The organism is Jannaschia rubra (assembly GCF_001403735.1).
GTDB lineage: Bacteria > Pseudomonadota > Alphaproteobacteria > Rhodobacterales > Rhodobacteraceae > Jannaschia > Jannaschia rubra.
Map to the genome: position 1 here is coordinate 39,009 of NZ_CXPG01000012.1, position 22,723 is coordinate 61,731.

At 65.7% G+C, this 22,723-nt stretch carries 35 protein-coding genes; 9 read left to right on the forward strand and 26 right to left on the reverse strand.

From position 1 onward, the window contains the following. Positions 1–17: 17 nt before the first annotated feature. From JAN5088_RS03190 to JAN5088_RS03210, 5 genes are all read left to right on the forward strand, one after another. Positions 18–536 (forward strand): hypothetical protein, encoded by a 519-nt coding sequence (locus tag JAN5088_RS03190; protein ID WP_055681370.1) that lies wholly within the window; start codon positions 18–20, stop codon positions 534–536. Between the two features lie 4 nt (positions 537–540). Further along, on the forward strand, positions 541–1,953 hold the full coding sequence (locus JAN5088_RS03195) for a 3'-5' exonuclease (protein ID WP_055681371.1): 1,413 nt from the start codon (positions 541–543) through the stop codon (positions 1,951–1,953). A gap of 81 nt (positions 1,954–2,034) precedes the next feature. Next, positions 2,035–2,700 carry a Crp/Fnr family transcriptional regulator gene (locus JAN5088_RS03200; RefSeq protein ID WP_055681372.1) on the forward strand — a complete coding sequence of 222 codons (666 nt, stop codon included), beginning with the start codon at positions 2,035–2,037 and terminating at the stop codon, positions 2,698–2,700. A gap of 96 nt (positions 2,701–2,796) precedes the next feature. After that, on the forward strand, positions 2,797–3,234 hold the full coding sequence (locus tag JAN5088_RS03205; RefSeq protein ID WP_055681373.1) for a DsrE family protein: 438 nt from the start codon (positions 2,797–2,799) through the stop codon (positions 3,232–3,234). 34 nt (positions 3,235–3,268) lie between these two features. Then, on the forward strand, positions 3,269–3,484 hold the full coding sequence (locus tag JAN5088_RS03210) for a YgaP family membrane protein (protein WP_055681374.1): 216 nt from the start codon (positions 3,269–3,271) through the stop codon (positions 3,482–3,484). Between the two features lie 102 nt (positions 3,485–3,586). Here the strand turns inward: JAN5088_RS03210 and rpmD are convergent, their stop codons facing one another. The 26 genes from rpmD to JAN5088_RS03340 all read right to left on the reverse strand — a co-directional run bounded on the left by rpmD (position 3,587) and on the right by JAN5088_RS03340 (position 20,238). Beyond that, on the reverse strand, positions 3,587–3,775 hold the full coding sequence (gene rpmD, locus JAN5088_RS03215) for a 50S ribosomal protein L30 (protein ID WP_055681375.1): 189 nt from the start codon (positions 3,773–3,775) through the stop codon (positions 3,587–3,589). 3 nt (positions 3,776–3,778) lie between these two features. Next, on the reverse strand, positions 3,779–4,372 hold the full coding sequence (rpsE, locus tag JAN5088_RS03220) for a 30S ribosomal protein S5 (protein WP_055681376.1): 594 nt from the start codon (positions 4,370–4,372) through the stop codon (positions 3,779–3,781). 108 nt (positions 4,373–4,480) lie between these two features. Then, on the reverse strand, positions 4,481–4,840 hold the full coding sequence (gene rplR, locus JAN5088_RS03225; RefSeq protein WP_055681377.1) for a 50S ribosomal protein L18: 360 nt from the start codon (positions 4,838–4,840) through the stop codon (positions 4,481–4,483). Positions 4,841–4,851: 11 nt separating this feature from the next. Next, on the reverse strand, positions 4,852–5,385 hold the full coding sequence (gene rplF / locus JAN5088_RS03230) for a 50S ribosomal protein L6 (protein WP_055681378.1): 534 nt from the start codon (positions 5,383–5,385) through the stop codon (positions 4,852–4,854). Between the two features lie 10 nt (positions 5,386–5,395). Then, a complete protein-coding gene (gene rpsH, locus JAN5088_RS03235) occupies positions 5,396–5,788 on the reverse strand; it encodes a 30S ribosomal protein S8 (protein ID WP_055681379.1) in 393 nt (130 codons plus the stop codon). A 12-nt stretch (positions 5,789–5,800) separates the two neighbouring features. Next, positions 5,801–6,106 (reverse strand): 30S ribosomal protein S14, encoded by a 306-nt coding sequence (gene rpsN / locus JAN5088_RS03240; RefSeq protein WP_055681380.1) that lies wholly within the window; start codon positions 6,104–6,106, stop codon positions 5,801–5,803. Between the two features lie 10 nt (positions 6,107–6,116). Continuing rightward, on the reverse strand, positions 6,117–6,680 hold the full coding sequence (gene rplE, locus JAN5088_RS03245) for a 50S ribosomal protein L5 (RefSeq protein ID WP_055681381.1): 564 nt from the start codon (positions 6,678–6,680) through the stop codon (positions 6,117–6,119). Further along, positions 6,680–6,985: a 50S ribosomal protein L24 gene (rplX, locus tag JAN5088_RS03250; protein ID WP_055681382.1), complete on the reverse strand. Its 306-nt coding sequence runs from the start codon at positions 6,983–6,985 to the stop codon at positions 6,680–6,682. Before rplX ends, rplE begins: the two co-directional genes overlap by 1 nt. After that, positions 6,985–7,353: a 50S ribosomal protein L14 gene (gene rplN, locus JAN5088_RS03255; RefSeq protein ID WP_009574016.1), complete on the reverse strand. Its 369-nt coding sequence runs from the start codon at positions 7,351–7,353 to the stop codon at positions 6,985–6,987. Before rplN ends, rplX begins: the two co-directional genes overlap by 1 nt. 68 nt (positions 7,354–7,421) lie before the next feature. Further along, a complete protein-coding gene (gene rpsQ / locus JAN5088_RS03260; protein ID WP_055681383.1) occupies positions 7,422–7,652 on the reverse strand; it encodes a 30S ribosomal protein S17 in 231 nt (76 codons plus the stop codon). A gap of 4 nt (positions 7,653–7,656) precedes the next feature. Then, positions 7,657–7,866 (reverse strand): 50S ribosomal protein L29, encoded by a 210-nt coding sequence (gene rpmC, locus JAN5088_RS03265; protein WP_055681384.1) that lies wholly within the window; start codon positions 7,864–7,866, stop codon positions 7,657–7,659. A gap of 135 nt (positions 7,867–8,001) precedes the next feature. Then, positions 8,002–8,622: a 2OG-Fe(II) oxygenase family protein gene (locus tag JAN5088_RS03270; RefSeq protein WP_055681385.1), complete on the reverse strand. Its 621-nt coding sequence runs from the start codon at positions 8,620–8,622 to the stop codon at positions 8,002–8,004. A gap of 120 nt (positions 8,623–8,742) precedes the next feature. After that, the gene (gene rplP, locus JAN5088_RS03275; RefSeq protein WP_055681386.1) at positions 8,743–9,156 is read right to left on the reverse strand and encodes a 50S ribosomal protein L16; all 414 of its coding nucleotides are present in this window, start codon (positions 9,154–9,156) and stop codon (positions 8,743–8,745) included. A 13-nt stretch (positions 9,157–9,169) separates the two neighbouring features. After that, positions 9,170–9,907 carry a 30S ribosomal protein S3 gene (gene rpsC, locus JAN5088_RS03280; protein ID WP_055681387.1) on the reverse strand — a complete coding sequence of 246 codons (738 nt, stop codon included), beginning with the start codon at positions 9,905–9,907 and terminating at the stop codon, positions 9,170–9,172. Then, entirely contained in the window at positions 9,907–10,287 is a 381-nt protein-coding gene (gene rplV, locus JAN5088_RS03285; RefSeq protein ID WP_055681388.1) for a 50S ribosomal protein L22, read from the reverse strand. Before rplV ends, rpsC begins: the two co-directional genes overlap by 1 nt. Before the next feature lie 3 nt (positions 10,288–10,290). Beyond that, positions 10,291–10,569 carry a 30S ribosomal protein S19 gene (gene rpsS / locus JAN5088_RS03290; RefSeq protein WP_055681389.1) on the reverse strand — a complete coding sequence of 93 codons (279 nt, stop codon included), beginning with the start codon at positions 10,567–10,569 and terminating at the stop codon, positions 10,291–10,293. A gap of 1 nt (position 10,570) precedes the next feature. After that, positions 10,571–11,413 (reverse strand): 50S ribosomal protein L2, encoded by an 843-nt coding sequence (gene rplB / locus JAN5088_RS03295; RefSeq protein ID WP_055681390.1) that lies wholly within the window; start codon positions 11,411–11,413, stop codon positions 10,571–10,573. Between the two features lie 190 nt (positions 11,414–11,603). Beyond that, positions 11,604–12,131: a polysaccharide pyruvyl transferase family protein gene (locus tag JAN5088_RS03300; protein WP_055681391.1), complete on the reverse strand. Its 528-nt coding sequence runs from the start codon at positions 12,129–12,131 to the stop codon at positions 11,604–11,606. A gap of 423 nt (positions 12,132–12,554) precedes the next feature. After that, entirely contained in the window at positions 12,555–12,839 is a 285-nt protein-coding gene (locus JAN5088_RS03305) for a 50S ribosomal protein L23 (RefSeq protein WP_055681392.1), read from the reverse strand. Beyond that, positions 12,836–13,456, reverse strand: coding sequence for a 50S ribosomal protein L4 (gene rplD, locus JAN5088_RS03310; protein WP_055681393.1), 621 nt, complete (start codon positions 13,454–13,456; stop codon positions 12,836–12,838). Before rplD ends, JAN5088_RS03305 begins: the two co-directional genes overlap by 4 nt. Next, complete coding sequence (rplC, locus tag JAN5088_RS03315) at positions 13,453–14,325, reverse strand: 50S ribosomal protein L3 (RefSeq protein ID WP_055681394.1); 873 nt, start codon at positions 14,323–14,325, stop codon at positions 13,453–13,455. The genes rplD and rplC overlap by 4 nt, the downstream gene beginning before the upstream one ends. 14 nt (positions 14,326–14,339) lie before the next feature. After that, positions 14,340–14,648 carry a 30S ribosomal protein S10 gene (gene rpsJ, locus JAN5088_RS03320; RefSeq protein ID WP_055681395.1) on the reverse strand — a complete coding sequence of 103 codons (309 nt, stop codon included), beginning with the start codon at positions 14,646–14,648 and terminating at the stop codon, positions 14,340–14,342. Between the two features lie 197 nt (positions 14,649–14,845). Then, positions 14,846–15,850 (reverse strand): CorA family divalent cation transporter, encoded by a 1,005-nt coding sequence (locus JAN5088_RS03325; RefSeq protein ID WP_055681669.1) that lies wholly within the window; start codon positions 15,848–15,850, stop codon positions 14,846–14,848. 134 nt (positions 15,851–15,984) lie between these two features. Next, entirely contained in the window at positions 15,985–17,160 is a 1,176-nt protein-coding gene (tuf, locus tag JAN5088_RS03330) for an elongation factor Tu (protein ID WP_055681396.1), read from the reverse strand. A gap of 99 nt (positions 17,161–17,259) precedes the next feature. After that, positions 17,260–17,838 (reverse strand): hypothetical protein, encoded by a 579-nt coding sequence (locus JAN5088_RS03335; protein ID WP_082429795.1) that lies wholly within the window; start codon positions 17,836–17,838, stop codon positions 17,260–17,262. Between the two features lie 87 nt (positions 17,839–17,925). Then, positions 17,926–20,238, reverse strand: a complete 2,313-nt coding sequence (locus JAN5088_RS03340; protein ID WP_055681397.1) for a DNA topoisomerase IV subunit A — start codon at positions 20,236–20,238, stop codon at positions 17,926–17,928. Positions 20,239–20,422: 184 nt separating this feature from the next. On the opposite strand from JAN5088_RS03340, the gene JAN5088_RS03345 reads away from it, so the two are divergent. Genes JAN5088_RS03345 through JAN5088_RS03360 form a run of 4 tightly spaced genes read left to right on the forward strand, consistent with a single transcriptional unit; the run spans position 20,423 to position 22,681 of the window. Further along, positions 20,423–20,977, forward strand: a complete 555-nt coding sequence (locus tag JAN5088_RS03345; RefSeq protein WP_055681398.1) for an SH3 domain-containing protein — start codon at positions 20,423–20,425, stop codon at positions 20,975–20,977. A 54-nt stretch (positions 20,978–21,031) separates the two neighbouring features. Further along, entirely contained in the window at positions 21,032–21,853 is an 822-nt protein-coding gene (locus JAN5088_RS03350; protein WP_055681399.1) for an SDR family NAD(P)-dependent oxidoreductase, read from the forward strand. A 44-nt stretch (positions 21,854–21,897) separates the two neighbouring features. Beyond that, complete coding sequence (locus tag JAN5088_RS03355) at positions 21,898–22,101, forward strand: twin transmembrane helix small protein (RefSeq protein WP_055681400.1); 204 nt, start codon at positions 21,898–21,900, stop codon at positions 22,099–22,101. Positions 22,102–22,105: 4 nt separating this feature from the next. Further along, on the forward strand, positions 22,106–22,681 hold the full coding sequence (locus JAN5088_RS03360) for a cob(I)yrinic acid a,c-diamide adenosyltransferase (protein ID WP_055681401.1): 576 nt from the start codon (positions 22,106–22,108) through the stop codon (positions 22,679–22,681). The last annotated feature ends 42 nt before the right edge of the window (positions 22,682–22,723 follow it).

Genomic DNA, 22,723 nt, shown 5'->3' on the forward strand with positions numbered 1-22,723 from the left:
CCAGCCGGAGAGCGCTCATGATGTTCGAACTGATCGCCGTGCTATTGGCCGGAGTCGCCGCCGGCGGCGTGGCGCTGCTCGCGCGCCGGGCGATCCGGCGCCTTCCCCGATGGCTGGTCCCCGTGGCGGCCGGGCTGGCGATGCTGCTGGCGGCGGTGTCGCTCGAATACTCATGGTACGATCGCACCGCCTCCGCGCTTCCCGCAGGCGTCGAGGTCGCGCTGGCCAACGAGAACCGGCAGTTCTGGCGCCCCTGGACCTATGCCCGCCCTTTCGTGGACCGTTTCATCGCCGTCGACCGCGGGGCCATCCGCACGAATGACAACGCCGCAGGGCAACGGCTCGCAGACCTCTATGTCTTCGGCCGCTGGGTGCCGGCGCGCCGGATGCGTGCGATCTTCGACTGCGAGCAGTCACGCCGCGCGGACCTCGCCGGAGACACCGTAATGGACGATGGCGGCACGGTCGCGGAAGATGCCTGGATCGGGGTGCCTGCCGACGATCCGGTCCTCCAGGCCGTCTGTGCGACGGGATGAAGCCATGACCTCCGCGCCCCTCCGCCTGCGGGTGATGCTGTTCTTCGCGCTGATCGCATGTGGCAACGTGGCGGCGGTGGCGGCGGGCATCGCGATGGCATGGCGCCGCGCCCCCGATGCCGCGCCGGCCCTGATGACGGCGGGGCTCGTCGCGGCGTTCGGCACCGTGCTGGTGACGGTCCTGGTCTGGCTTCTGTTCGACGAACATGTCGCCAAGGCGGTCAACCGCCTTGCGGCCGCTCTCCGCGCCCGGGCGCATGGTGGCGTCGCGACAGACCTGGACACTGCACCTTCACGCCACCTGGGCGACCTCGGGCCTGCCGCCGCAGCGATCTGTTCACGCCTCGCCGCGGTCGAGCGGGCGCAAACCGACCTGGTGGCGGATGCCGTCCGCTCCCGCGAGGAGGAAAACGCCCATCTGGCTGCCATCCTGTCCGAAATCCCGGTGGCGATCATGGTGGTGGATGAGGCGCAGCGCATCATGCTCTACGACCGGCAGTGCGTCCATGTCCTGGGTCAGGTATCGGCGCTCTGCCTGGGCCGGCCGATTCACGACTACCTTGACCGGGAAGGCCTCCGAGCGGCCCTGGACCGGCTTGCAGAGGGGGACGGGCCCGCCTTCGTCGATGCCGACCTGACGACTGCCGACGGCTCCGGCACGGTCCGCGCGCGGATCCGCCCGGCGGTTCAGGGACGCGGCTTCATGCTGGCCATGGAAGTGGACGAGGCGGTTGTGGCCGAACGCCCGCTGACCTTCGACTTCGGCACGATCGACAACCATGCGGCGACCGAACTGGCCGACACCCCGCTCTCCGCCCTCTCCTATGTCATCTTCGATACCGAGACGACCGGCCTCGACACCACGCGCGACGACATCGTGCAGATCGGGGCCGTCCGCGTGTTCAACGGTCGCATCGTTCCGGGCGAGAGCTTCGAGACATTGGTCGACCCCGGTCGTCCGATCCCCGCTGTCGCGTCGCGCGTGCATGGCATCACGGGCGAGATGGTCGCCGGCGCTCCGGACGTGGCCCGGGCACTGCGGGCCTTCCACGGCTTTGCGCACGATGCCGTCCTGGTTGCTCACAATGCGCCTTTCGACATGGCCTTCCTAGACCGGACAGGAGCCGAGGCGCCGCCCTTCGACAACCCGCTACTGGATACCGTCCTCCTGTCTGCGGCCGTCTTCGGGGGTTCCGAGGTCCATACGCTCGACGCCATCGCCGACCGGCTGGACGTACGGATCGACAGTTCCAGAAGGCACACGGCAATGGGAGACGCCCTTGCGACCGCGCATGTGATGCTCAAGCTCCTTCCGATGCTCGAGACGCAAGGGATCCGCACCTTCGGCGATGCGGTTGCCGCGATGCGCAAGCAGGCCCACCTGCTGCCCGACCTGAACACGCTTCCGGATCGCTAAAGCGGCCCCTGCGCCTTGCGGAACGCGCATCGGGCGCCACGTATGCGGTGTCAGCTTGCCCAGCATCGAAAGGCCGTGCCGATGACCGAATGGATCGACCGGTTCCCCGGGCTTGTCGCGCTTCATGCCCCGGTGCGCGATCGTCTTGTCGCTTCCGCCAGGGTGATCGAGGTTCCGGCCGATACGGTCATCTTCGGTCCGGGGCGACCGCCCGAGAACCTGCTTCTGCTTCTGGACGGTCAGGTCAGGGTTCAACAGATCGCCGAGAACGGCCGGGAAATCGTGCTCTACCGCGTCCATTCCGGCGAAAGCTGCGTGTTGACCACCGCCTGTCTGCTGGCGTTCGAGGATTACACGGCCGAGGGTATCGCCGAGACGGATCTGCGGGCCGTGGCCATCCCCCGGGCCTCTTTCGACGAGGCGATGTCCACGTCGCCGGAATTCCGCCGTTTCGTCTTCGCCGCCTATTCGAAGCGGATCACCGACCTGTTCCTGACGGTCGAGGAAATCGCCTTCGGTCGGGTGGACAGCCGGCTCGCGCATAAGCTGCTGGAGCTGGCTGGGGACCGTGCCGTGGTGCCCGTCACCCACGGCAACCTCGCCGCGGAACTCGGAACCGCGCGAGAGGTCATCTCGCGCCAGATGGCCGAATTCCAGCGCCGACTGTGGGTCGAGCAGAAGCGCGGACAAGTCACCATCATTGACCGTCCGGCCCTGGAAGCCTTCGCGCGGGCGAACCCGATCTGATCCATCGGTGACAAGATCACTGAACCGGCTTCGCTTTCGGCCGACAATAGTCCTGTCGCCGGGAATCCCCCCGGATCTGTCCCCGGAGGAAACCCCATGAAAAGACTTGCCGCCCTCGCCATTGCCGCGACCGCGCTGCTGGCCCTGCCAGCCGCCGGACAGGATCGCACGCCGGTTCTGGTCGTTGTGACCTCCGGCAACGCGCAGACGCAGCTGATGTCGATGATCCTGACCATGCAGGCCGCGCAGAAGGGCGCAGCACCCCATGTCCTTCTTTGCGGCGCGGCGGGCGACATCGCCCTGCGCGATGCGCCCGAGAGCGCCACCACGACGCAGCCGCCACGCGACCTGAGCCCTCAGGGCCTGATGCAGACGATCATGCAGCAGACCGGGACGGAGGTGCAGGTCTGCGCGATCTACCTGCCCGCCAAGGATCTGGATGCATCGGCCCTGATCGACGGCGTCACCGTCGCCGACCCGGCCGAAATGGGCGCCATGATCGCCGACCCGGCCGTGAAAGTGCTGGGCTTCTGATGCCTCGCTCCAGACAGCAAACAGGAGAGACACCATGCGAGTGAACGAAGGAACGACCGACCGCGTGCTGAGGGCCATCATCGGCATCGTCCTCATCGCCCTGCCCGTCTTCGCCACACTGCCGATCTTCGCCAACGGCATGATCTGGTGGGGCTCGGTGATCGTGGGCGCGGTGCTGCTCATCACGGCGATCACCGGTTTTTGCCCGGCCTACCGCCTTTTGGGGCTGAAGACCTGCTCCGACTGCTGAGGTCTCGGTTGCAACCCCAAAGCAGAAAGCCCCGGCTGTCATGGCCGGGGCTCTCGCCTTTTCAGGGTATCGTCCGCCCGCTCATGGGACGACCGGATCGGGTCAGCCCCGCTCCTCGGTGATCTTCACCATGTGCGGGATCTTGTTGATCATGCCGCGGACGGAGGGCGTGTCCTCCAGCTCACGGGTCTTGTGCATCTTGTTCAGCCCCAGCCCGATCAGCGTTGCGCGCTGGTCCTGCGGACGACGGATGGGCGAACCGATCTGCTTGACGACGATGGTCTTAGCCATGGATCAGGCCTCCTCTGCGACGGGCGCTTGCTCGCCGTCCATCTTCGGGCCGTCGTCCTTGCGCAGGATGTCGGCGACCTTCTTGCCGCGACGCTGAGCGACCGAACGGGGCGACGATTCCTTTTGCAGGCCGTCCAACGTGGCCCGGATCATGTTGTAGGGATTCTGCGAGCCGACCGACTTGGACACGACGTCCTTCAGGCCCAACATCTCGAACACGGCACGCATCGGGCCGCCGGCGATGATGCCGGTACCTTCGGGCGCGGTCCGCATGACGACGCGACCGGCCCCATGGCGACCGTTCATGTCGTGATGCAGCGTGCGGCCATCGCGCAGCGGCACGCGGATCATCTGGCGCTTGGCCTGCTCGGTCGCCTTGCGGATGGCCTCGGGGACTTCCTTGGCCTTGCCCTTGCCGAAGCCGACGCGGCCCTTCTGGTCGCCAACGACGACGAGCGCGGCGAAACCGAACCGCTTGCCTCCCTTGACGGTCTTGGAAACGCGATTGATCGCGACCAGGCGGTCGGCGAATTCCGGCGTTTCCTCACGCTCGCGGCCACGGCCCCGGCCGCCTCCACGGTTGTCACGTTCTGCCATGCGGCATCTCCTTGTCTCAGGTCGGGCTCGGGCCCGGTCAAAGCCGATCCTTGGTGAACCGAAGGTTCCCGGATCATCGAGGGGGCCAGGTCAGGCCCCCCACAGTCATCAGAACTTCAGGCCGCCTTCGCGGGCGGCGTCGGCCAGAGCCTTGACCTTCCCGTGAAAGAGAAAGCCGCCGCGGTCGAAATAAACGTCCTCTACTCCAGCCTTCTTCGCCCGCTCGGCAATCGCCGATCCGACCTTGGCCGCCGCCTCGACGTTGTTCTTGCCCGCCAGCCCCAGGTCCTTCTCGAGAGTCGAGGCCGACGCGAGCGTCACACCCTGAACATCGTCGATCAGCTGGACGCTGATGTTCTTGTTCGAACGATGGACCGACAGGCGCGGGCGCCCGGCGGCCATCTTGCGAAGTTTGTTCCGGACGCGCAGGCGGCGCTTCAGGAACAGATCCCGTTTCGTGTTTGCCATTGTCTGCGTCCTTACTTCTTCTTGCCTTCCTTACGGAAGATATACTCGTCCTTGTAGCGGATGCCCTTGCCCTTGTAGGGCTCCGGCGGCCGCCAGTCGCGGATGTCGGACGCGACCTGACCGACGACCTGCAGGTCGTCGCCCTCGACGACGATCTCGGTCTGCTTCGGGGCCGTCACCGTCACGCCGGCGGGCACCTCGAAGTTCACGTCATGGCTGTAGCCGAGGGCCAGCTTCAGGGTGTTGCCCTGCATCTGCGCGCGGTAGCCCACGCCCGAGATCTCCAGCTCCTTCTTGAAGCCGTCGGTCACGCCGGTCACGAGGTTCGCGATCATCGACCGCGACATGCCCCACTGCTGACGGGCGCGTTTGGACTTGCCGCGCGGCGTCACCGTGACGGCGCCGTCGCCGACGGTCAGCGTCACGTCGTCGGTGGCGGTGAACTGGCGTGTTCCCTTGGGGCCCTTGACCGAAATCGTCTGCCCGGACACCGAGGCTTCGACGCCCGAAGGCAGGTCGACGGGTCGTTTGCCGATACGAGACATTGTACCCTCCTCAGAATACGGTGCAGAGCACTTCGCCGCCGACGTTGGCGGATCGGGCTGCTGCATCGGACATGACGCCACGCGAGGTGGACACGATCGACACGCCGAGGCCCTGACGGACCGACGGCAGGTCGGAGACACCCAGGTACACGCGACGGCCGGGCTTGGAGATCCGCTTCACTTCGCGGATGACCGGGACGCCTTCATAGTACTTGAGCGAGATTTCCAGTGTCGGATGACCAAGACGGTCGGACTTGGATTCATAGCCGCGGATGTAGCCTTCGTCGGCCAGCACATCCAGGACATGGGCCCGCAGCTTGGACGCCGGGGTGATAACGGTGGACTTGCCACGCATCTGCGCGTTGCGGATGCGGGTCAGCATATCGCCGATGGGATCGTTCATCTATGTGCTCCCTTACCAGCTGGACTTGACCATGCCCGGAATCTGACCTTTCGAGGCCAGATCGCGCAGCATGATGCGGCTGAGCTTGAGCTTGCGGTAATAGGCGCGGGGCCGACCGGTCAGCTGGCAGCGGTTGTTCAGACGCGTAGGCGAGGAATTGCGCGGCAGTTCCGACAGCTTCAGCCGGGCCTTGAACCGCTCCTCCATCGTCTTGGATTCGTCGTTGGCGATCTCTTTCAGAGCGGCGCGCTTGCTGGCGTATTGCTTCACCAGCCGCTCGCGCTTCTTCTGGCGTTCGATCATGGATTCTTTTGCCATGTCTAGGTCCTCAGCTGTTGAACGGCATGTTGAAGGCCTTGAGCAGCGCCTTCGCCTCTGCATCCGTCTTGGACGTCGTGCAGATTATGATATCCATTCCCCACATCTCATCGACCTTGTCGAAGTTGATCTCGGGGAACACGATGTGCTCCTTCAGGCCCATGGCATAGTTGCCACGGCCGTCGAAGCTCTTGCCGGAGACGCCGCGGAAGTCGCGGACGCGTGGCAGCGCGATGGTGATGAGCCGGTCCAGGAAGTCGTACATCCGGTCGCCGCGCAGCGTCACCTTGGTGCCCAGCGGCATGCCTTCGCGGACGCGGAAGCCGGCGATCGACTTCTTCGCGTTCGTGACGACGGCCTTCTGGCCGGCGATGGTCGACAGGTCTTCCTGCGCCGTCTTGGCCTTCTTGCTGTCGCGGACGGCCTCGGCACCGCACCCGATGTTCAGGACGATCTTGTCCAGACGCGGGATCATCATGTCGTTCTTGTAGCCGAACTGCTCCTTCATCGCGCCCTTGACGGTGTCGCGATAGAAGGTCTTCAGCCGCGGCGTGTATGTTGCTTGGTCGAGCATCAGATCACGTCTCCCGTGCTCTTGGCGTAGCGGACCTTTTTGCCGTCTTCCACGCGGAAGCCGACGCGGGTCGCCTTGCCGTCGCCATCGAGGATGGCAAGATTCGACAGGTCGATGGGCAGCGCCTTGGGAATGCGCCCGCCCTGCGAGGTCTGACTCTGGCGGGTATGGCGGATGGCCATGTTGATGCCCTCCACCACGGCCTTGCCGGCCTTGGGGTCGACCGAGACGATCTGGCCCTCGCGACCGCTGTCGCGCCCGGCCAGGACACGCACCTTGTCACCTTTGCGGAGCTTGGCAGCCATTACAGCACCTCCGGAGCGAGCGAGATGATCTTCATGAAGTTCTTCGCGCGCAGTTCGCGAACCACCGGTCCGAAGATACGGGTGCCGACGGGCTCGTTGTTGTTGTTGAGGATGACGGCGGCATTGCGATCGAAGCGGATGGCGGTGCCGTCCTCGCGCCGGACTTCCTTGGCCGTGCGCACGACGACGGCCTTGCGGACGTCGCCCTTCTTAACGCGGCCGCGGGGGATGGCTTCCTTGACGGACACCACGATGATGTCTCCGACGGAGGCATACCTGCGGTGCGAGCCACCCAGGACCTTGATGCACTGAACACGGCGAGCGCCGCTGTTGTCAGCAACATCCAGGTTGGTCTGCATCTGGATCATTGGTTTCTCCCGACCTTTGGGGGGACGATGCGGTCCTTATCCCCAGGGTTTCGAATGTCGTGCGCCGGTTATTCGGCGATCACTTCCCACCGCTTCGTCTTGGACTTCGGCGGGCATTCCTGAATGCGCACGACGTCACCGACCTTGAACTGGTTGGTCTCGTCATGGGCGCGATACTTCTTCGACTTCCGGACCGTCTTCTGAAGCAGAGGGTGCTTGAAGCGGCGTTCGATCGACACGGTGACGGTCTGCTCGTTCTGCGACGAGGTGACCACGCCGGAGAGGATGCGTTTGGGCATGGGCTCAGGCCTCCGACTTGGCGGCGTCGGCCGCCTTCTGGTTCAGGGTCGTCATCACGCGGGCGACGTCACGGCGGACGGCGCGGATGCGCGCGGTATTCTCGAGCTGGTTGGTCGCAGCCTGGAAGCGCAGGTTGAACGCCTCCTTTTTCAGCGCGGTCAGCTGGTCACGCAACTGATCGGGCGTCTTGTCTCGCAGTTCGCTGGCGTTCATCGCCTTTTCCTTTGCAACATCACCGGGCCGCCCCACGCTGTCGGGTCACGGCTGATTCCGGTGGAGATCAACGGTAGAGGTGGCCGCATAGACGGGTTGCGCCCGGTTGGCAAGGGCCGTGAGCCGGCCAATGACCTATTTCAGACCATAGTTGAAGCTCACCGAAATCCGGTCATCCTCGGCCATGTTCATCGGCACCTCGTGGCGTAGCCAGCTTTCCCAGAGCAGGACGTCCCCCACTTCGGGCGCCTCGTAGATGAAGGTCCGCATCTTGCGGCGCGCGTTCGCCTTGCGCGTCGGCGCCGCCATCATCATCGGCAGGCGCGGATCCTCGAAGCGGATCGCGCTGGCCCCTTCCGGCATCGCCACATAGGTCGTGCCCGAAATCACCGAATGGGGATGCAGGTGTCCGGTGTGGATCCCGCCCTCGGGCAGGATGTTGATCCAGAGCGAGTCGAGCCGGAGCTTTCGGCCGTCCAGATCGAACTGCAGGTCCTTGGCGAATGTCGCAACGTGGCGGTCAAGCACCTTGACCAGCGCCTTGAAGATCGGGAACCGCCAGCCGAGGTCGGACAGGGACGCATAGCTGGTGTAGCCGGGAAAGTCGTTCTCCTCGCACCACTTCTGACCCGCCTCGTCGTCTTCCGCGATCGACAGGCAGGACGCCCGAAGCTCCGCCGCGTCGATGGCCTCTCCATGTTCGGCCAGCGGGGCGCGATAGAGCCGCGTCACGAACAGCGATGAGATGTCGGCCATTGTCGTCTCCGGTGTCTCGTTGCCCGCGGGGCCGATCCCGACGGGAAAAAGGGGCGGGGTTTCCCCCGCCCCTTCGGTGTCTTTGCAGTCCAGGTCGCGTCGACGTCTACGGACCGCGACTTACCAGTCTTCGCGCAGGACCGTCCGCGTCTTGATCGGCAGCTTCATCGCGGCCAGACGCAGCGCCTCGCGCGCCACGGCCTCGCTCACGCCGTCGATCTCGAACATGATCCGGCCGGGCTTGACCTTGCACGCCCAGTAATCGACCGAACCCTTGCCCTTGCCCATCCGAACCTCGGTCGGCTTGGACGACACGGGTACGTCCGGGAAGATCCGGATCCAGACCCGGCCCTGACGCTTCATGTGACGCGTCATGGCCCGGCGGGCAGCTTCGATCTGGCGCGCGGTGACCCGCTCGGGCTGCGTCGCCTTCAGGCCGAACGATCCGAAGTTCAGGTCCGACCCGCCCTTCGCCTCGCCCTTGATGGAGCCCTTGAACTGTTTGCGGAACTTCGTCCGTTTCGGTTGCATCATGGCTTGCTACTCCTCAGCGCCGACGGTCGCCGCGGGGGCGATCGTCACGACGGCCGCCGGCGCCACGGGGGGCCGGACCGTCCTGCAGTTCCTGGGCCTTGCGATCGCGGGCAGCGGGATCGTGCTCCATGATCTCGCCCTTGAAGATCCAGACCTTGATGCCGATGATGCCATAGGGCGTCTCGGCCTCGGAATGGGCGTAGTCGATGTCGGCCCGCAGCGTGTGCAGCGGAACGCGACCTTCGCGGTACCATTCGGTCCGCGCGATTTCGGCACCGCCCAGACGACCCGCCATGTTGATACGGATGCCCAGGGCACCCATCCGCATGGCGTTCTGGACCGCACGCTTCATCGCGCGACGGAAGGACACGCGACGCTCGAGCTGCTGGGCGATGCTCTCGCCCACGAGTTGCGCGTCGAGTTCGGGCTTGCGGACCTCGACGATGTTGAGGTGCAGCTCGGACTTGGTCATCGTCGCCAGCTTCTTTCGAAGCGTCTCGATGTCGGCGCCCTTCTTGCCGATGATGACACCGGGGCGGGCGGCATGGATCGTGACGCGGCACTTGCGGTGCGGACGCTCGATGATGACGCGGCTGATCCCCGCCTGCTTCAGCTCCTCATGCAGGAACCGACGCATCTTCAGGTCTTCCAGCAGCAGATCACCGTAATCCTTGGTGTCGGCGTACCAGCGGCTGTCCCAGGTGCGGTTCACCTGAAGGCGCATGCCGATCGGATTGACTTTGTTACCCATCAGACTTGCTCCTCGACTTGCCGCACCTTGATCGTCAGCTCGCTGAACGGCTTGACGATCTTGCCGAAACGTCCCCGGGCCCGCGGACGGCCCCGCTTCATGGTCAGGTTCTTGCCGACCCAGGCTTCGGCCACGATCAGGGCATCGACGTCCAGGTTGTGGTTGTTCTCGGCGTTGGCGACGGCCGATTGCAGGCACTTGCGCACGTCGATCGCGATCCGCTTCTTGGAGAAGGTCAGGTCGGCGATCGCCTTCTCGACCTTCTTGCCGCGGATCATCGCGGCGACGAGGTTCAGCTTCTGCGGGCTGGTCCGCAGGGACCGCAGCTTCGCCATGGCTTCGTTGTCAGCCACGCGGCGGGGATTCTTTTCCTTGCCCATGACTTACTTCCTCTTGGCTTTCTTGTCGGCGGCGTGACCGGTATAGGTCCGCGTCGGGGAATATTCCCCGAACTTCTGGCCGATCATGTCCTCGGAGATGTTCACCGGGATGTGCTTCCTGCCGTTGTAGACGCCGAAGGTAAGTCCGACGAACTGCGGCAGGATGGTGGAGCGGCGCGACCAGATCTTGATCACGTCGTTGCGGCCCGACTCGCGGGCGGCCTCGGCCTTCTTGAGGACGAACGCGTCCACGAAAGGCCCTTTCCAGACGGAGCGGCTCATATCAGCGGCCTTTCTTCTTGGCGTGACGCGTACGCAGGATCAGCTTGGACGACGCCTTGTTCTTGTCGCGGGTCTTGGCGCCCTTGGTGGGCTTGCCCCAGGGCGTGACCGGGTGACGGCCGCCCGAGGTGCGGCCTTCGCCGCCGCCGTGCGGGTGATCGATCGGGTTCATCACGACGCCCCGGACGCTGGGGCGGATGCCCTTGTGCCGGTTGCGACCCGCCTTGCCGATGTTCTGGTTCGAGTTGTCGGGGTTCGACACGGCACCGACGGTAGCCATGCATTCCTGACGCACCAGGCGAAGCTCGCCCGACGACAGGCGGATCTGGGCATAGCCCCCGTCCCGCCCGACGAATTGGGCATAGGTGCCCGCAGCGCGCGCGATCTGGCCGCCCTTGCCGGGCTTGAGCTCGATGTTGTGGACGATCGTGCCGATGGGCATGCCCTGGAACGGCATCGCGTTACCCGGCTTGATGTCAGCGCGCGCCGACGCCACGACGCGGTCACCCACGGCCAGGCGCTGCGGCGCCAGGATGTAGGCCGCTTCGCCATCGGTGTAGCGGATCAGGGCGATGAAGGCGGTCCGGTTCGGGTCGTATTCGATCCGCTCCACGTTCGCCTGGACGTCCAGTTTGTTGCGCTTGAAATCGACGATCCGATAGAGACGCTTCGCGCCCCCGCCCTTGCGGCGCATCGTGATCCGTCCGGTGTTGTTCCGTCCGCCGTGCTTGGTCAGACCCTCGGTGAGGGACTTGACCGGGCGGCCTTTCCAAAGCTCCGAACGGTCGATCAGAACCAGCCCGCGCTGGCCCGGCGTCGTCGGCTTATACGACTTGAGTGCCATGTTACCTGTCTTCCGTTTGCAGTGTCGGCAGGCCGGAGCCCGCCGCGGTATAGGGCCCCGAAGGTCCCCGGTTCGAGTGTTCCTAGGAACGACGACGAAACCCCGGACGAATCCGGAGCTGCCGATGGGGCCGTCTAGGGGGGTGACGGGGTGGGGTCAAGGGCGGTTCGGAAGACTGCGGTCCGTTCCATCAAATGATCCGAAGCATCCGCTCCTGCACCGGCTCCGTCGCAGACGGACAACTCAGCACGAGTCCCCTCTGCTCGGCGCGGATGCCGGGAACAGCGTCCGTGGCCATTGGCGCATCCGGCAGATCATCTTGTGCCACCTGTCGGGCGTCGATCGTCGGAAGACCCGATGTCTCGCCGAAAGCCTCGATATAATCACGGTACTTCACGCCATGACCCCTGATCCGACCGGACAGGATGAGGCGGGTCGCCGGTATTCCGTAGGCATGTGCGATGATGATCCCGTGCAGCGATGTCGACACGATCCGGCGGCAGTCCGCGATCCGGCGCGCCACCTCCAGCGGCGGCGCGGTGACGTCGATCACGCAGGCGCCCGGCATCTGCGACAGAGACGGCGGCACCTCTGCCGCATCCACGAGATGGGGAACGATGCCCACGTCGTATCGAGCGCGGCGCTCCATCGGGAACAGCAGAGGCATCAGCAGCGCGGGGTCGCCGTAAATCGCAGGCCAATCGATGCCCAGGTCCAACAGGCGCTTGCGCGAGACCGGCCCTGCCCTGACGGCGAAGACATCGCGCGGTCACTGCAACTCCGTGTAAGCGAAGATGATGCCGCTGCCCTACACATCCACGACATCCGGTCGGCGCACCCAATGGAGGATGCTGCCGACCGTGAATGTCATGCGTCGCGGGTATTTCTTGTCCGGGCGGCAATAGATGGCGTCCGTCCCGCTCATCGCGTCGAAGAGCAGCGGACCGATCCAGTCACCAGAGTTGCGTTCGTTCCGACATGCCCAGAACAGGTTGCGTCAAGACCCGAGTCCGAGACGCTGCATCATCCGTCGCACCGGCGGGGGATGAGAAATCGCCACAAGGCAATCCTCCCTGCGGTATCGCAGGGGAAAGAGCCTGGCCACGATCGGGCCAGGCTCTTTCCGATCTTTCAGGCCGATCTAGAGCCCGGTCGTCACGTCGATCGTGTTGCCCTCCTCGAGCGTCACGTAGGCTTTCTTCACGTCCTTCCGGCGGCCCATGACCCCCCGGAAACGCTTGGTCTTGCCCTTGGTGATGGCGGTGTTGACCGCCCGCACCTTCACGCCGAACAGCTCCTCGACCGCCTTCTTGATCTGCGGCTTGTTGGCGTCGATCGCGACCTCGAACACGACGGCATTGGCCTCGCTGGCCATGGTCGCCTTCTCGGTGATGATCGGCTTGCGGATCACGTCGTAGGTGTTCATTTCAGCCGCGCCTCCAGCGCTTCGACACCCGCCTTCGTGATCACGAGCGTGTCACGCTTGAGGATGTCCATGACGTTCGCACCCATGGAGGGCAGGACGTCCACGTTGCCGAGGTTGCGCGCGGCCTGCGCGAAATCCTCATTGACGCTCGCGCCGTCGATGATCAGCGCGCGCTTCCAGCCGAGGGCATTGAGCTGCTTGGCGAGCCCGGCGGTCTTGGCGTTCTCGACGCTCAGCGCATCGAGGATCACCAGCTTGCCGGCCTGCGCCTTGGCGCTCAGCGCATGCAGCAGACCCAGACGGCGAACCTTCTTGGTCAACTCATGGCCATGGCTGCGCGGGGTCGGCCCCTTGTAGGTGCCGCCGCCGCGGAAGATCGGCGCCTTGCGGGAACCGTGACGGGCACCGCCCGATCCCTTCTGACGGACGATCTTCCTGGTCGAGTAGTTGACCTCGGACCGGGTCTTGACCTTGTGAGTGCCCTGCTGCGCCTTGTTGCGCTGCCAGCGGACCACGCGGAACAGGATGTCGCGACGCGGCTCCAGACCGAACAGCTCGTCGTCCAGCTCGACCGAACCGGCCTTGCCGCCGTCCAGGGTGATGACATCGAGTTTCATTCGTCACCTTCCTTCTTCTCGGCGTCCGAATTGTCCGTCGAGGCGCTCTCCTCGGAGATCTGTTCCTCGGCGGCCTTCAGCGCGGCTTCCTCGGCGGCTGCCTGCTCGGCGGCCTGGGCTTCGGCGGCTGCCTTGGCTTCGGCCTCGGCGGCGGCCGCGGCTTCCTCGGCGGCCTTCGCGGCTTCCCGCTTGGCCGACATCAACGCGGCCGGAACGATCGCGCTCTCGGGGAACGGCTTCTTGACCGCATCCTTGATCGTGACCCAGCCACCCTTCGATCCGGGCACCGCGCCCTTGACCATGATCAGGCCGCGGTCGGTGTCCGTGCGGACGACCTGCAGGTTCTGCGTGGTCACGCGGGCGGCACCCATGTGTCCGGCCATTTTCTTGCCCTTGAACACCTTGCCGGGGTCCTGGCACTGGCCGGTCGAGCCGTGCGACCGATGGCTGATCGACACGCCGTGCGACGCGCGCAGACCTCCGAAGTTCCACCGCTTCATCGCACCGGCGAAACCCTTGCCGATGGACGTGCCCGAGACGTCGACGAACTGGCCCTCGAAGTAGTGGTCGGCGATGATCTCCTCGCCCACTTCGATCAGACCGCCCTCATCGACGCGGAATTCCGCGACCTTTCGCTTGGGCTCGACGTTGGCGGCCTTGAAGACTCCGCGCATCGCCTGGCTCGTGCGCTTGGCCTTGGCGGTACCCGCACCCAGCTGGACGGCAGTATAGCCATGCTTGTCGGCGGTGCGCTGGCCGATGACCTGAAGGCCGTCGAGTTGCAGCACCGTCACGGGAACCTGTCTCCCGTCTTCCATGAACAGGCGGGTCATGCCCACCTTCTTGGCGATCACTCCGGAACGCAGCATATCCTGTGCCCTCCTCAGACCGAAATCTGGACATCGACGCCGGCGGCGAGGTCGAGCTTCATCAGCGCGTCCACGGTCTGCGGGGTCGGATCGACGATGTCGAGCATCCGCTTGTGGGTGCGGATCTCCCACTGGTCGCGCGACTTCTTGTCGATGTGCGGACCGCGCAGGACGGTGAACTTCTCGATCTTGTTGGGCAGCGGGATCGGGCCGCGCACCTGCGCGCCGGTCCGCTTGGCCGTGGCGACGATCTCGGCGGTGCTGGCATCCAGCACACGATAGTCGAACGCCTTCAGCCGAATTCGGATATTCTGGCTTTTCATGTCAAGTCCGATGACTTGCCGCGCCCCTTTTCGGGACGGCAGCGTCCAAGTTGAGAGGAGGAAACAGGACCACCCTGTCCCCTCGTCGAACCCGAACGGATACGAGGTCGCGCCCAATCGATGGGGCGATCCCGTCCGTAGACCGCGCCTCTAGACCGAGTCGACCGCCCGCGCAACCCCCGCTCTCCGCGGTTTCGTCAAAGTCCGCGCAGGCGGCGAAGGATCATCACCTGAACGCCGAAGATCACCGCGAGGAGGGCGCAGAATGCGGCGAACCCGATCGGCGACGACGAACCCGGAATACCGCCGAGGTTCACGCCCAGCAATCCTGTCAGGAACCCGAGCGGCAGGAACAGCGCCGACATGATCGAGAGGATATAGAGGTTGCGGTTGGTCCGTTCATCCTGCTCTGCCTTGATGTCGTCGCGGACGAGCGTCAGGCGGCCAGCAAGCGTGTCGAGTTCCTCCACCGCGCGCTGGTGCCGTTCCTGCACTTCCAGCAGACGCCTCCGGTCCGTCTTGCCCAGAAGGTCGTGCATCTGCGACGCCGCGGCGGCGAGCGCATCGCGTTGGGGCGATATGTGGCGCCGGAGACCCAGAACCATCCGACGCAGGCGCGTGGCCTCCGTCCGCGTCGCACGCGCCGTATCGGAGTCCATGGCCGGTATCGCGACCTTGTCCTGCAACGCATCCGTGTCGTCCTCGATCTTCTCCAGCACATCCTCGATCCGCAGGATAAGCGCCTCGGCCAGATCGTGAAGGAAGCCGCCGGGGGTCGTCGGCCCCCGACCGGCGCGGACCTGTTCGGCCAGATCGCCCACCGATTGCAGCGGCTCGCGCGACAGCGTCACGGCCCGCCGCGTGTCGAGGTAGATGCGGCAGGAAATCATGTTCTCCGGCTCCGCACCGGCGTTCAGGTTGACGCCTCGCAGGATCAGCATGAAGCCGATCTCGGTCGCCAGGGCGCGCGGCCTCGTCGTCTCGCCCGTCAGCGCGAGCCGCGTGGTGTGATCGAGACCGGGAACATGCGCTTCCATCCAGGCCAGCGCCGGCGCGGGGTGGTCGACATCGAAGGGCAGATGCGCCCACGCGAGTTCTTCCCCTTCGAGCGCGTCACCCAGGTCCGGCCCTGCCAGGGCGAGCGACCGGCGCGGGCCGGACAGGACGAAGCCGTGGAATGCGCGGTGGATGTCTTGGGTCATCGCCGCACTGTGCACCAAAGCAGGTCGAAGACAACTATCCCTCAAACCAAAAGGCCCCGCGGTATTCCGCGGGGCCTTCGTTGTTTCGGTGCGGCGGTGACGGCCGGGGCCGGCGGGCCGTCGGGCCGGCGGGGTCACTCGATGATCTTCGACACCACGCCCGCGCCCACGGTCCGGCCGCCCTCGCGGATCGCGAAGCGCAGGCCCTGCTCCATCGCGATCGGCGCGATCAGCTCCACGCCGAACGACACGTTGTCGCCCGGCATCACCATCTCCGTGCCCTCGGCAAGCATCACCGTCCCCGTCACGTCCGTCGTCCGGAAGTAGAACTGCGGGCGGTAGTTCGCGAAGAACGGCGTGTGGCGACCGCCCTCCTCCTTGGTCAGGATGTAGGCCTCCGCCTCGAACTTCGTGTGCGGCGTCACCGAACCGGGCTTGCACAGCACCTGGCCCCGCTCCACGCCCTCGCGGTCCACGCCCCGCAGCAGCGCGCCGATGTTGTCGCCCGCCTCGCCGCGATCCAAGAGCTTGCGGAACATCTCCACGCCCGTGCAGGTCGTCTTCTTCGTGTCGCGGATGCCCACGATCTCGATCTCGTCGCCCACGTTGATCACGCCGCGCTCGATCCGACCCGTCACCACCGTGCCCCGGCCCGAGATCGAGAACACGTCCTCGACCGGCATCAGGAACGGCTGATCCACCGCACGCTCCGGCGTCGGGATCCACTCGTCCACCGCCTTCATGAGCTCGCGGATCGAGTTCTCGCCGATCTCGGGGTCGCGCCCCTCCATCGCCGCCAGCGCCGATCCCTTCACCACCGGGATGTCGTCGCCCGGATAGTCGTAGCTCGACAGAAGCTCCCGGATCTCCATCTCGACAAGCTCCAGAAGCTCCTCGTCGTCAACCTGGTCGACCTTGTTCATGTAGACGACCATCGTCGGGATGCCGACCTGGCGGCCCAGCAGGATGTGCTCGCGCGTCTGCGGCATCGGGCCGTCGGCCGCGTTCACAACCAGGATCGCGCCGTCCATCTGCGCCGCACCCGTGATCATGTTCTTGACGTAGTCCGCGTGGCCGGGGCAATCGACGTGCGCATAGTGCCGCGCATCCGTCTCGTACTCCACATGCGCCGTCGAGATCGTGATCCCCCGAGCCTTCTCCTCCGGCGCGCCGTCGATCTGGTCGTAGGCCTTGAAATCGCCGAAGTACTTCGTGATCGCCGCCGTCAGCGTCGTCTTGCCATGGTCAACGTGACCGATCGTCCCGATGTTCACATGCGGTTTCGTGCGTTCGAACTTTGCCTTCGCCATGATGGGCCCCTGACTTGTGAGGGGACCGCGACGGCCCCCCGGAATTGCATCGCGCGCCGTCTAGCGTCGCTGGGGAGGCTTGGCAAGACCGGCCCTCGATTACTCCTTCGGCACGGACGGCTTGGGCCGGGCGGGCAGGCCGAACCATTCGGGATTGCGCAAGAGCCACGATTGCACCTTCTTGACCATGTTGCGCGACAGCGTGACGAGCTGTTCGTCCGCATCCTTCACCAGCCCCGACCCGACGAGCAGCGTATCCGCACCTTCGAAGGTCGTGATCTGCTCGGGCCCCGCCAGCTTCTTCTGGGGGTCCGCGGACCACAGGTTGGCCGAGACCACCATGATCGACTTCGGCGTCAGCACGACCGGGATCCCCGGAGGGGCCAGCGCATAGCCGTCGATGTTGATGGCGATGACATAGCCCTTGCCGCCCCGGTAGCGGCCGAAACGCCTTTCGACCTCGGCAGCCATCACCTCCTTCAGCTTCTCGGGCGTCGTGCTGCGGGAGGGAGGGATCTTCTTGGCATTCTCCGAGACGACGACGGTGAAGGCCAGTTCGAAGTCACCCATCGGAGGCAGATCCTCGCCCAGCGGATCGGGCACGGCGCAGGCGGACAGGCCCCCGGTCGCGGCCAGCGTCAGCCCCGCGAAGGTGCGTCGGTTCATCGTCGTGGTCATTCCCGTCCCCCGTTTTGTTTCCGGGGTTGCTAGCCATGCGATGACCGTCTGGCAATGTTCAACCGAAGCACCGTGTGCCGACCCGGATCAGGCGAAGCGGTTGTCCCGCGGAAAGCCGCGCGGCGCCATCCGCCCGGCCTGCGCCCGCGATCCGACCCATTCCGTCAGGTCCGTCTCGTGCCGGGTGCGTCCTGCGGGGTCAGACCATTTCAGCCCATCCGCCAGCGTGATGACCGCAACGTCCGACAGCCCGCCATCCTTGAACTTCTGCAACCGGACACCCTTGCCGCGCGGCATCTCGGGCAGGTCGGCAAGCGGGAACACCAGCATCTTGCGGTTGTCACCGATGCAGGCAACGTGATCGCCCTCGGCCACCACCGGCCGCAGCGCCGCAACCCCCGGACGGACGTTCAACACCTGCTTGCCGGCACGGCGCAGGGCGATCAATTCGTCCTCCGGCGCCACGAAGCCATCCCCCGCGCTCGACGCCAGCAGCAGCCTGCGGCCCGGCTGGTGGATCAGGATGTCGACGATCGCGGTCTCGTTCGGCAGGTCGATCATCAGGCGCAGCGGCTCGCCCATGCCGCGTCCGCCGGGCAGCGTGCTGGCCTGCAAGGTGAACGCCCGGCCGTCGCTGCCCCAGACGATCAGACGGTCCGTCGTCTCTGCGTGGAACATGAAGGCGGCGCCATCGCCGTCCTTGAACCTGATCTCCTTGTCGAGAGGTTGATGCCCCGACAACGCGCGGATCCATCCCATCTTCGAACAGACGACGGTGATCGGCTCCCGCTCGATCATGGCTTCCAGCGGCACCTCCGCGACCTCGACCGCCTCGGCGAAGTCGCTCCGGCGCCGGCCCAGGTCGGTAGCCTTTCCGAACTGCCGGCGCATCTCGCGCAGCTCGTCCGCGATGGTCTTCCATTGGACGTCGTCGCTTTCGAGCAGGTCGTGCAACCCGGCACGCTCCGCCATCAGCGCGTCGCGTTCGCGCAGCAGCGCAAGCTCCTCCAACCGGCGCAGGGCGCGCAGACGCATGTTGAGGATCGCCTCGGCCTGTACTTCGGTCAGCGTGGGCTGACGGTCCGTCGGCAGGGGCGAGCGATAGTCGTCCTCATCCTTCGCGCGCGCATGGCCATCCCCCCATGGCTCATGCATCAGCGCCTCCTTCGGCGCTTCGTCATAGCGGATGATGTCGATCACCCGGTCGAGGTTCAGATAGGCGATGATGAAGCCTTCGAGCACCTCCAGCCGGTGGTCGATCTTCTCCATCCGGTGCCGGGAGCGGCGCAGCAGCACGTCGCGGCGGTGGTTCAGGAACGCCTGCAACACCTCGCGCAGGCCGCAGACGCGGGGCGTGACGCCGTCGATCAGGACGTTCATGTTCAGGCTGAACCGCGTCTCCAGCTCCGACTGACGGAACAGCGTTCCCATCAGCACGTCCGGGTCCACGTTGCGCGACCGCGGCTCCAGAACGATGCGGATGTCATCGGCGCTCTCGTCGCGCACATCGGCCAGGATAGGCACCTTCTTGAGCTGGATCAGCTCGGCCAGCCTCTCGATCAGCTTGCCCTTCTGCACCTGATAGGGAATCTCGGTGACGACGATCTGCCACTGCCCCTTGCCCATATCCTCCACCTCGTGACGCGCTCGAAGGCGGAAGGCCCCGCGTCCCGTGCGGTAGGTCTCCAGGATCGACTCGCGCGGCTCGACGATGATGCCGCCGGTCGGAAAATCGGGGCCGGGAATGTGCTCAACCAGCGTCTCGTCGCGCGCATTGGGCGATTTGATCAGGTGCAGGCAGGCCGCGATCAACTCATCCAGGTTATGGGGCGGGATGTTGGTGGCCATGCCGACCGCGATGCCCGACGACCCGTTGGCCAGAAGGTTCGGATACGCCGCCGGCAGGACCACCGGTTCCCGTAGCGTCCCGTCATAGTTGTCGCGAAAATCGACGGCATCCTCGTCCAGCCCGGCCAGAAGCGCCTCGGCCGCGGCGGTCATCCGCGCCTCGGTGTACCGGGCGGCGGCCGGGTTGTCGCCGTCGATGTTGCCGAAGTTGCCCTGTCCGTCCACCAGTGGATAACGGACGTTGAAATCCTGCGCGAGACGGGCCATCGCGTCGTAGATCGCCGCGTCACCATGGGGGTGATAGTTCCCCATCACGTCGCCGGAAATCTTGGCCGACTTGCGGAACCCGCCCGTCGAGGACAGCCGCAGTTCCCGCATCGCATAGAGGATGCGCCGGTGAACCGGCTTCAGTCCGTCGCGGGCATCCGGAAGCGCGCGATGCATGATCGTGGACAGCGCATAGGTCAGGTAACGCTCGCCGATGGCACGGCTCAGCGGCTCGGAAACCGTGCCCTGGGGCCGGTCCCCTTTCATGTCGTGGCTGTCGTTCATGGCGGCGATCTATCCAGCCGGTCCCCCGCGCACAAGCGCGCGCATTAACGAAAGGATCACATTTGCACACTATGGCAGCGGTGCATCGCATGTTAATCTGATGCGCGAGCCGGGGAACCGCTGCCACGGGATCATCGTTCGCACTATTGGAAAGACGCCCATTCGTCCCGAGGGGGGACCCGAAATGTTCAAGCTGACCTTTATCCTGGCCGTGGCACTCTATGGCGGTTTCGTCGTCTGGGGCCAGGCGCCGGAACAGGACGTGCAGATCGCCGTCGACCGCCCGGCCGAGGTTCCCGTCTCCACTTCGGGTTCAGAGTTCGACCGCCCGGTGATCCTGGCATCCACGGATTCGACCGGCGCCGCCGTGACCCGCACGGCCGTCACTGAAACCATCGTGCCGGATGCGTCCCTGATCGCGGCATCCGCCCCCGCTCCCGGTGACGTCCTGGCCGAGCCGCGCCGCATCGGAGAACCCACCGTCGTCAGCCTGCTGACCCCGGAAAGCCGGCCCGCGACATCCGAGGCCGTGGCCGATACCGTCGGGATGCTGCGCGTCTCCGGCAGCCGTGTGAACATGCGGTCGGGTCCGTCGACCTCGGATGCGGTCGTGGACAGCCTCGCCGGTGGCACCTTGGCCGAGCCGTTGGGCGAACCCGTCGACGGCTGGATCCGCATCCGCGACGTGGCCACGGGGGCGACCGGATACATGTCGGCGCAGTTCCTCGACCCGGCCTGAGCCACGCTCTCGCGCCCGGTTTTCATCGCGCCGAACGGCTGCTAACGCGGGCGCATGACGCGTTCGATCCTCATCACCGGCTGTTCGACCGGCATTGGCCACCATGCGGCCCACGCGCTTTCGGCGCGCGGGTGGCAAGTGTTCGCGGCCTGCCGCAAGGCCGAAGATTGCGACAGGTTGCGGTCCGAGGGGTTGCTCTCGCCCCGCATCGACTACGAGGAGCCCAACACCATCGCCTCCGGCCTGACCGAGGTTCTGGAGGTCACCGGCGGCCGGCTCGACGCGCTGTTCAACAACGGTGCCTATGCCATTCCCGGCCTGGTCGAGGATTTGCCCACCGACGCCCTCCGCACCATCTTCGAGGCCAACTTCTTCGGCTGGCACGATCTGACGCGACGATGCCTGCCCGTCATGCGGGCTCAGGGGCATGGCCGCATCGTCCAGAACTCCAGCGTGCTCGGCTTCGCCGCCGCCCCATGGCGCGGCGCCTACAACGCCAGCAAGTTCGCCCTGGAGGGATTGACCGACACCCTGCGAATGGAGCTTCGCGGCACCGGGATCGCGGCCATCCTGATCGAGCCGGGCCCGATCACGTCGCGGTTCCGCGCCAACGCCCGCGACCAGTTCGAGAAATGGATCGACTGGAAGTCCTCCGCCCGGCGCGCCGATTACGAGAGGCTGATGGACCGTCTCTACAGTAACGCCACGGGCCGCTTCGAACGCGGACCGGAGGCCGTGACGCGTGCCCTGATCCACGCCGTCGAATCCTCCCGCCCCCGTGCACGGTACCGCGTAACGGTACCGACCACCCTTGCCATGGCGATGAAGCGCGCGCTGACGACCAAGGCCGCGGACCGCGTCGTCTCGAATTCCTGAACCGATGGCTTAGGTTCACATCGAACATTCAAGAAGGACCGCCGATGCGTGATGATCCCCTGTTCTATGTCGTGGCCGCCGCCTGTGTGGTGGTCCTGCTGATCCTCCTCACCGGGATCGGCGGCTTCGCCAAGGGCGGCGACTTCAACCGCAAACATGCGAACCGGATCATGCGCCTGCGTATCCTTGCGCAATTCGTCGCGGTGGTGTTGCTTGTGGGCTTCGTCTGGCTCCGCTCGAAAGGCTGACACGATGGTCGTACTCTCGAAGATCTATACCCGCACCGGCGACGGCGGCACCACGGCGCTCGGCGACGGATCGCGCGTCGCCAAGACCGACCCGCGGGTCGAGGCTTACGGCACGGTGGACGAAGCCAATTCGACCATCGGTCTCGCTCGACAGCATGCTCAGGGCGAGATGGACGACCGGCTGTCCATGATCCAGAATGACCTGTTCGACCTCGGCGCCGACCTCTGTCGTCCCGGCGTCGCCCGCGACAAGGAGGCGGAGCACCCCCCCTTGCGCGTCGCCGCGGCACAGGTCGACCGGCTCGAAGCGGAAATCGACGCCATGAACGAGGCGCTGGAACCCCTGCGGAGCTTCGTTCTTCCCGGCGGCAGCGCGCTTGCCGCGCATCTGCACCTCTGCCGGACCGTGACGCGACGCGCCGAACGGCTTGCGGTGGATCTTGCGGCAGGCGGCGACGTGAACGACGCGGCGGTGAAATACCTCAATCGCCTGTCGGACTGGTTCTTCGTCGCCTCGCGCATCGCCAATGACGACGGCCGCGGCGATGTCCTGTGGGTGCCCGGAGCCAACCGCGAATGACGCGGCCGTTGGACGGTGCGTCACGGCGCCGCCCGACCGCAC

What these genes read in the sequence shown, in the direction of transcription:
- JAN5088_RS03190 (WP_055681370.1), top strand. Translation starts at nt 18, where the DNA reads ATGATGTTCGAACTGATCGCCGTGCTATTGGCCGGAGTCGCCGCCGGC.
- JAN5088_RS03195 (WP_055681371.1), top strand. Translation starts at nt 541, where the DNA reads ATGACCTCCGCGCCCCTCCGCCTGCGGGTGATGCTGTTCTTCGCGCTG.
- JAN5088_RS03200 (WP_055681372.1), top strand. Translation starts at nt 2,035, where the DNA reads ATGACCGAATGGATCGACCGGTTCCCCGGGCTTGTCGCGCTTCATGCC.
- JAN5088_RS03205 (WP_055681373.1), top strand. Translation starts at nt 2,797, where the DNA reads ATGAAAAGACTTGCCGCCCTCGCCATTGCCGCGACCGCGCTGCTGGCC.
- JAN5088_RS03210 (WP_055681374.1), top strand. Translation starts at nt 3,269, where the DNA reads ATGCGAGTGAACGAAGGAACGACCGACCGCGTGCTGAGGGCCATCATC.
- rpmD (WP_055681375.1), bottom strand. Translation starts at nt 3,775, where the DNA reads ATGGCTAAGACCATCGTCGTCAAGCAGATCGGTTCGCCCATCCGTCGT.
- rpsE (WP_055681376.1), bottom strand. Translation starts at nt 4,372, where the DNA reads ATGGCAGAACGTGACAACCGTGGAGGCGGCCGGGGCCGTGGCCGCGAG.
- rplR (WP_055681377.1), bottom strand. Translation starts at nt 4,840, where the DNA reads ATGGCAAACACGAAACGGGATCTGTTCCTGAAGCGCCGCCTGCGCGTC.
- rplF (WP_055681378.1), bottom strand. Translation starts at nt 5,385, where the DNA reads ATGTCTCGTATCGGCAAACGACCCGTCGACCTGCCTTCGGGCGTCGAA.
- rpsH (WP_055681379.1), bottom strand. Translation starts at nt 5,788, where the DNA reads ATGAACGATCCCATCGGCGATATGCTGACCCGCATCCGCAACGCGCAG.
- rpsN (WP_055681380.1), bottom strand. Translation starts at nt 6,106, where the DNA reads ATGGCAAAAGAATCCATGATCGAACGCCAGAAGAAGCGCGAGCGGCTG.
- rplE (WP_055681381.1), bottom strand. Translation starts at nt 6,680, where the DNA reads ATGCTCGACCAAGCAACATACACGCCGCGGCTGAAGACCTTCTATCGC.
- rplX (WP_055681382.1), bottom strand. Translation starts at nt 6,985, where the DNA reads ATGGCTGCCAAGCTCCGCAAAGGTGACAAGGTGCGTGTCCTGGCCGGG.
- rplN (WP_009574016.1), bottom strand. Translation starts at nt 7,353, where the DNA reads ATGATCCAGATGCAGACCAACCTGGATGTTGCTGACAACAGCGGCGCT.
- rpsQ (WP_055681383.1), bottom strand. Translation starts at nt 7,652, where the DNA reads ATGCCCAAACGCATCCTCTCCGGCGTGGTCACCTCGTCGCAGAACGAG.
- rpmC (WP_055681384.1), bottom strand. Translation starts at nt 7,866, where the DNA reads ATGAACGCCAGCGAACTGCGAGACAAGACGCCCGATCAGTTGCGTGAC.
- JAN5088_RS03270 (WP_055681385.1), bottom strand. Translation starts at nt 8,622, where the DNA reads ATGGCCGACATCTCATCGCTGTTCGTGACGCGGCTCTATCGCGCCCCG.
- rplP (WP_055681386.1), bottom strand. Translation starts at nt 9,156, where the DNA reads ATGATGCAACCGAAACGGACGAAGTTCCGCAAACAGTTCAAGGGCTCC.
- rpsC (WP_055681387.1), bottom strand. Translation starts at nt 9,907, where the DNA reads ATGGGTAACAAAGTCAATCCGATCGGCATGCGCCTTCAGGTGAACCGC.
- rplV (WP_055681388.1), bottom strand. Translation starts at nt 10,287, where the DNA reads ATGGGCAAGGAAAAGAATCCCCGCCGCGTGGCTGACAACGAAGCCATG.
- rpsS (WP_055681389.1), bottom strand. Translation starts at nt 10,569, where the DNA reads ATGAGCCGCTCCGTCTGGAAAGGGCCTTTCGTGGACGCGTTCGTCCTC.
- rplB (WP_055681390.1), bottom strand. Translation starts at nt 11,413, where the DNA reads ATGGCACTCAAGTCGTATAAGCCGACGACGCCGGGCCAGCGCGGGCTG.
- JAN5088_RS03305 (WP_055681392.1), bottom strand. Translation starts at nt 12,839, where the DNA reads ATGAACACCTACGACGTGATCCGCAAGCCGATCATCACCGAGAAGGCG.
- rplD (WP_055681393.1), bottom strand. Translation starts at nt 13,456, where the DNA reads ATGAAACTCGATGTCATCACCCTGGACGGCGGCAAGGCCGGTTCGGTC.
- rplC (WP_055681394.1), bottom strand. Translation starts at nt 14,325, where the DNA reads ATGCTGCGTTCCGGAGTGATCGCCAAGAAGGTGGGCATGACCCGCCTG.
- rpsJ (WP_055681395.1), bottom strand. Translation starts at nt 14,648, where the DNA reads ATGAAAAGCCAGAATATCCGAATTCGGCTGAAGGCGTTCGACTATCGT.
- JAN5088_RS03325 (WP_055681669.1), bottom strand. Translation starts at nt 15,850, where the DNA reads ATGACCCAAGACATCCACCGCGCATTCCACGGCTTCGTCCTGTCCGGC.
- tuf (WP_055681396.1), bottom strand. Translation starts at nt 17,160, where the DNA reads ATGGCGAAGGCAAAGTTCGAACGCACGAAACCGCATGTGAACATCGGG.
- JAN5088_RS03335 (WP_082429795.1), bottom strand. Translation starts at nt 17,838, where the DNA reads ATGACCACGACGATGAACCGACGCACCTTCGCGGGGCTGACGCTGGCC.
- JAN5088_RS03340 (WP_055681397.1), bottom strand. Translation starts at nt 20,238, where the DNA reads ATGAACGACAGCCACGACATGAAAGGGGACCGGCCCCAGGGCACGGTT.
- JAN5088_RS03345 (WP_055681398.1), top strand. Translation starts at nt 20,423, where the DNA reads ATGTTCAAGCTGACCTTTATCCTGGCCGTGGCACTCTATGGCGGTTTC.
- JAN5088_RS03350 (WP_055681399.1), top strand. Translation starts at nt 21,032, where the DNA reads ATGACGCGTTCGATCCTCATCACCGGCTGTTCGACCGGCATTGGCCAC.
- JAN5088_RS03355 (WP_055681400.1), top strand. Translation starts at nt 21,898, where the DNA reads ATGCGTGATGATCCCCTGTTCTATGTCGTGGCCGCCGCCTGTGTGGTG.
- JAN5088_RS03360 (WP_055681401.1), top strand. Translation starts at nt 22,106, where the DNA reads ATGGTCGTACTCTCGAAGATCTATACCCGCACCGGCGACGGCGGCACC.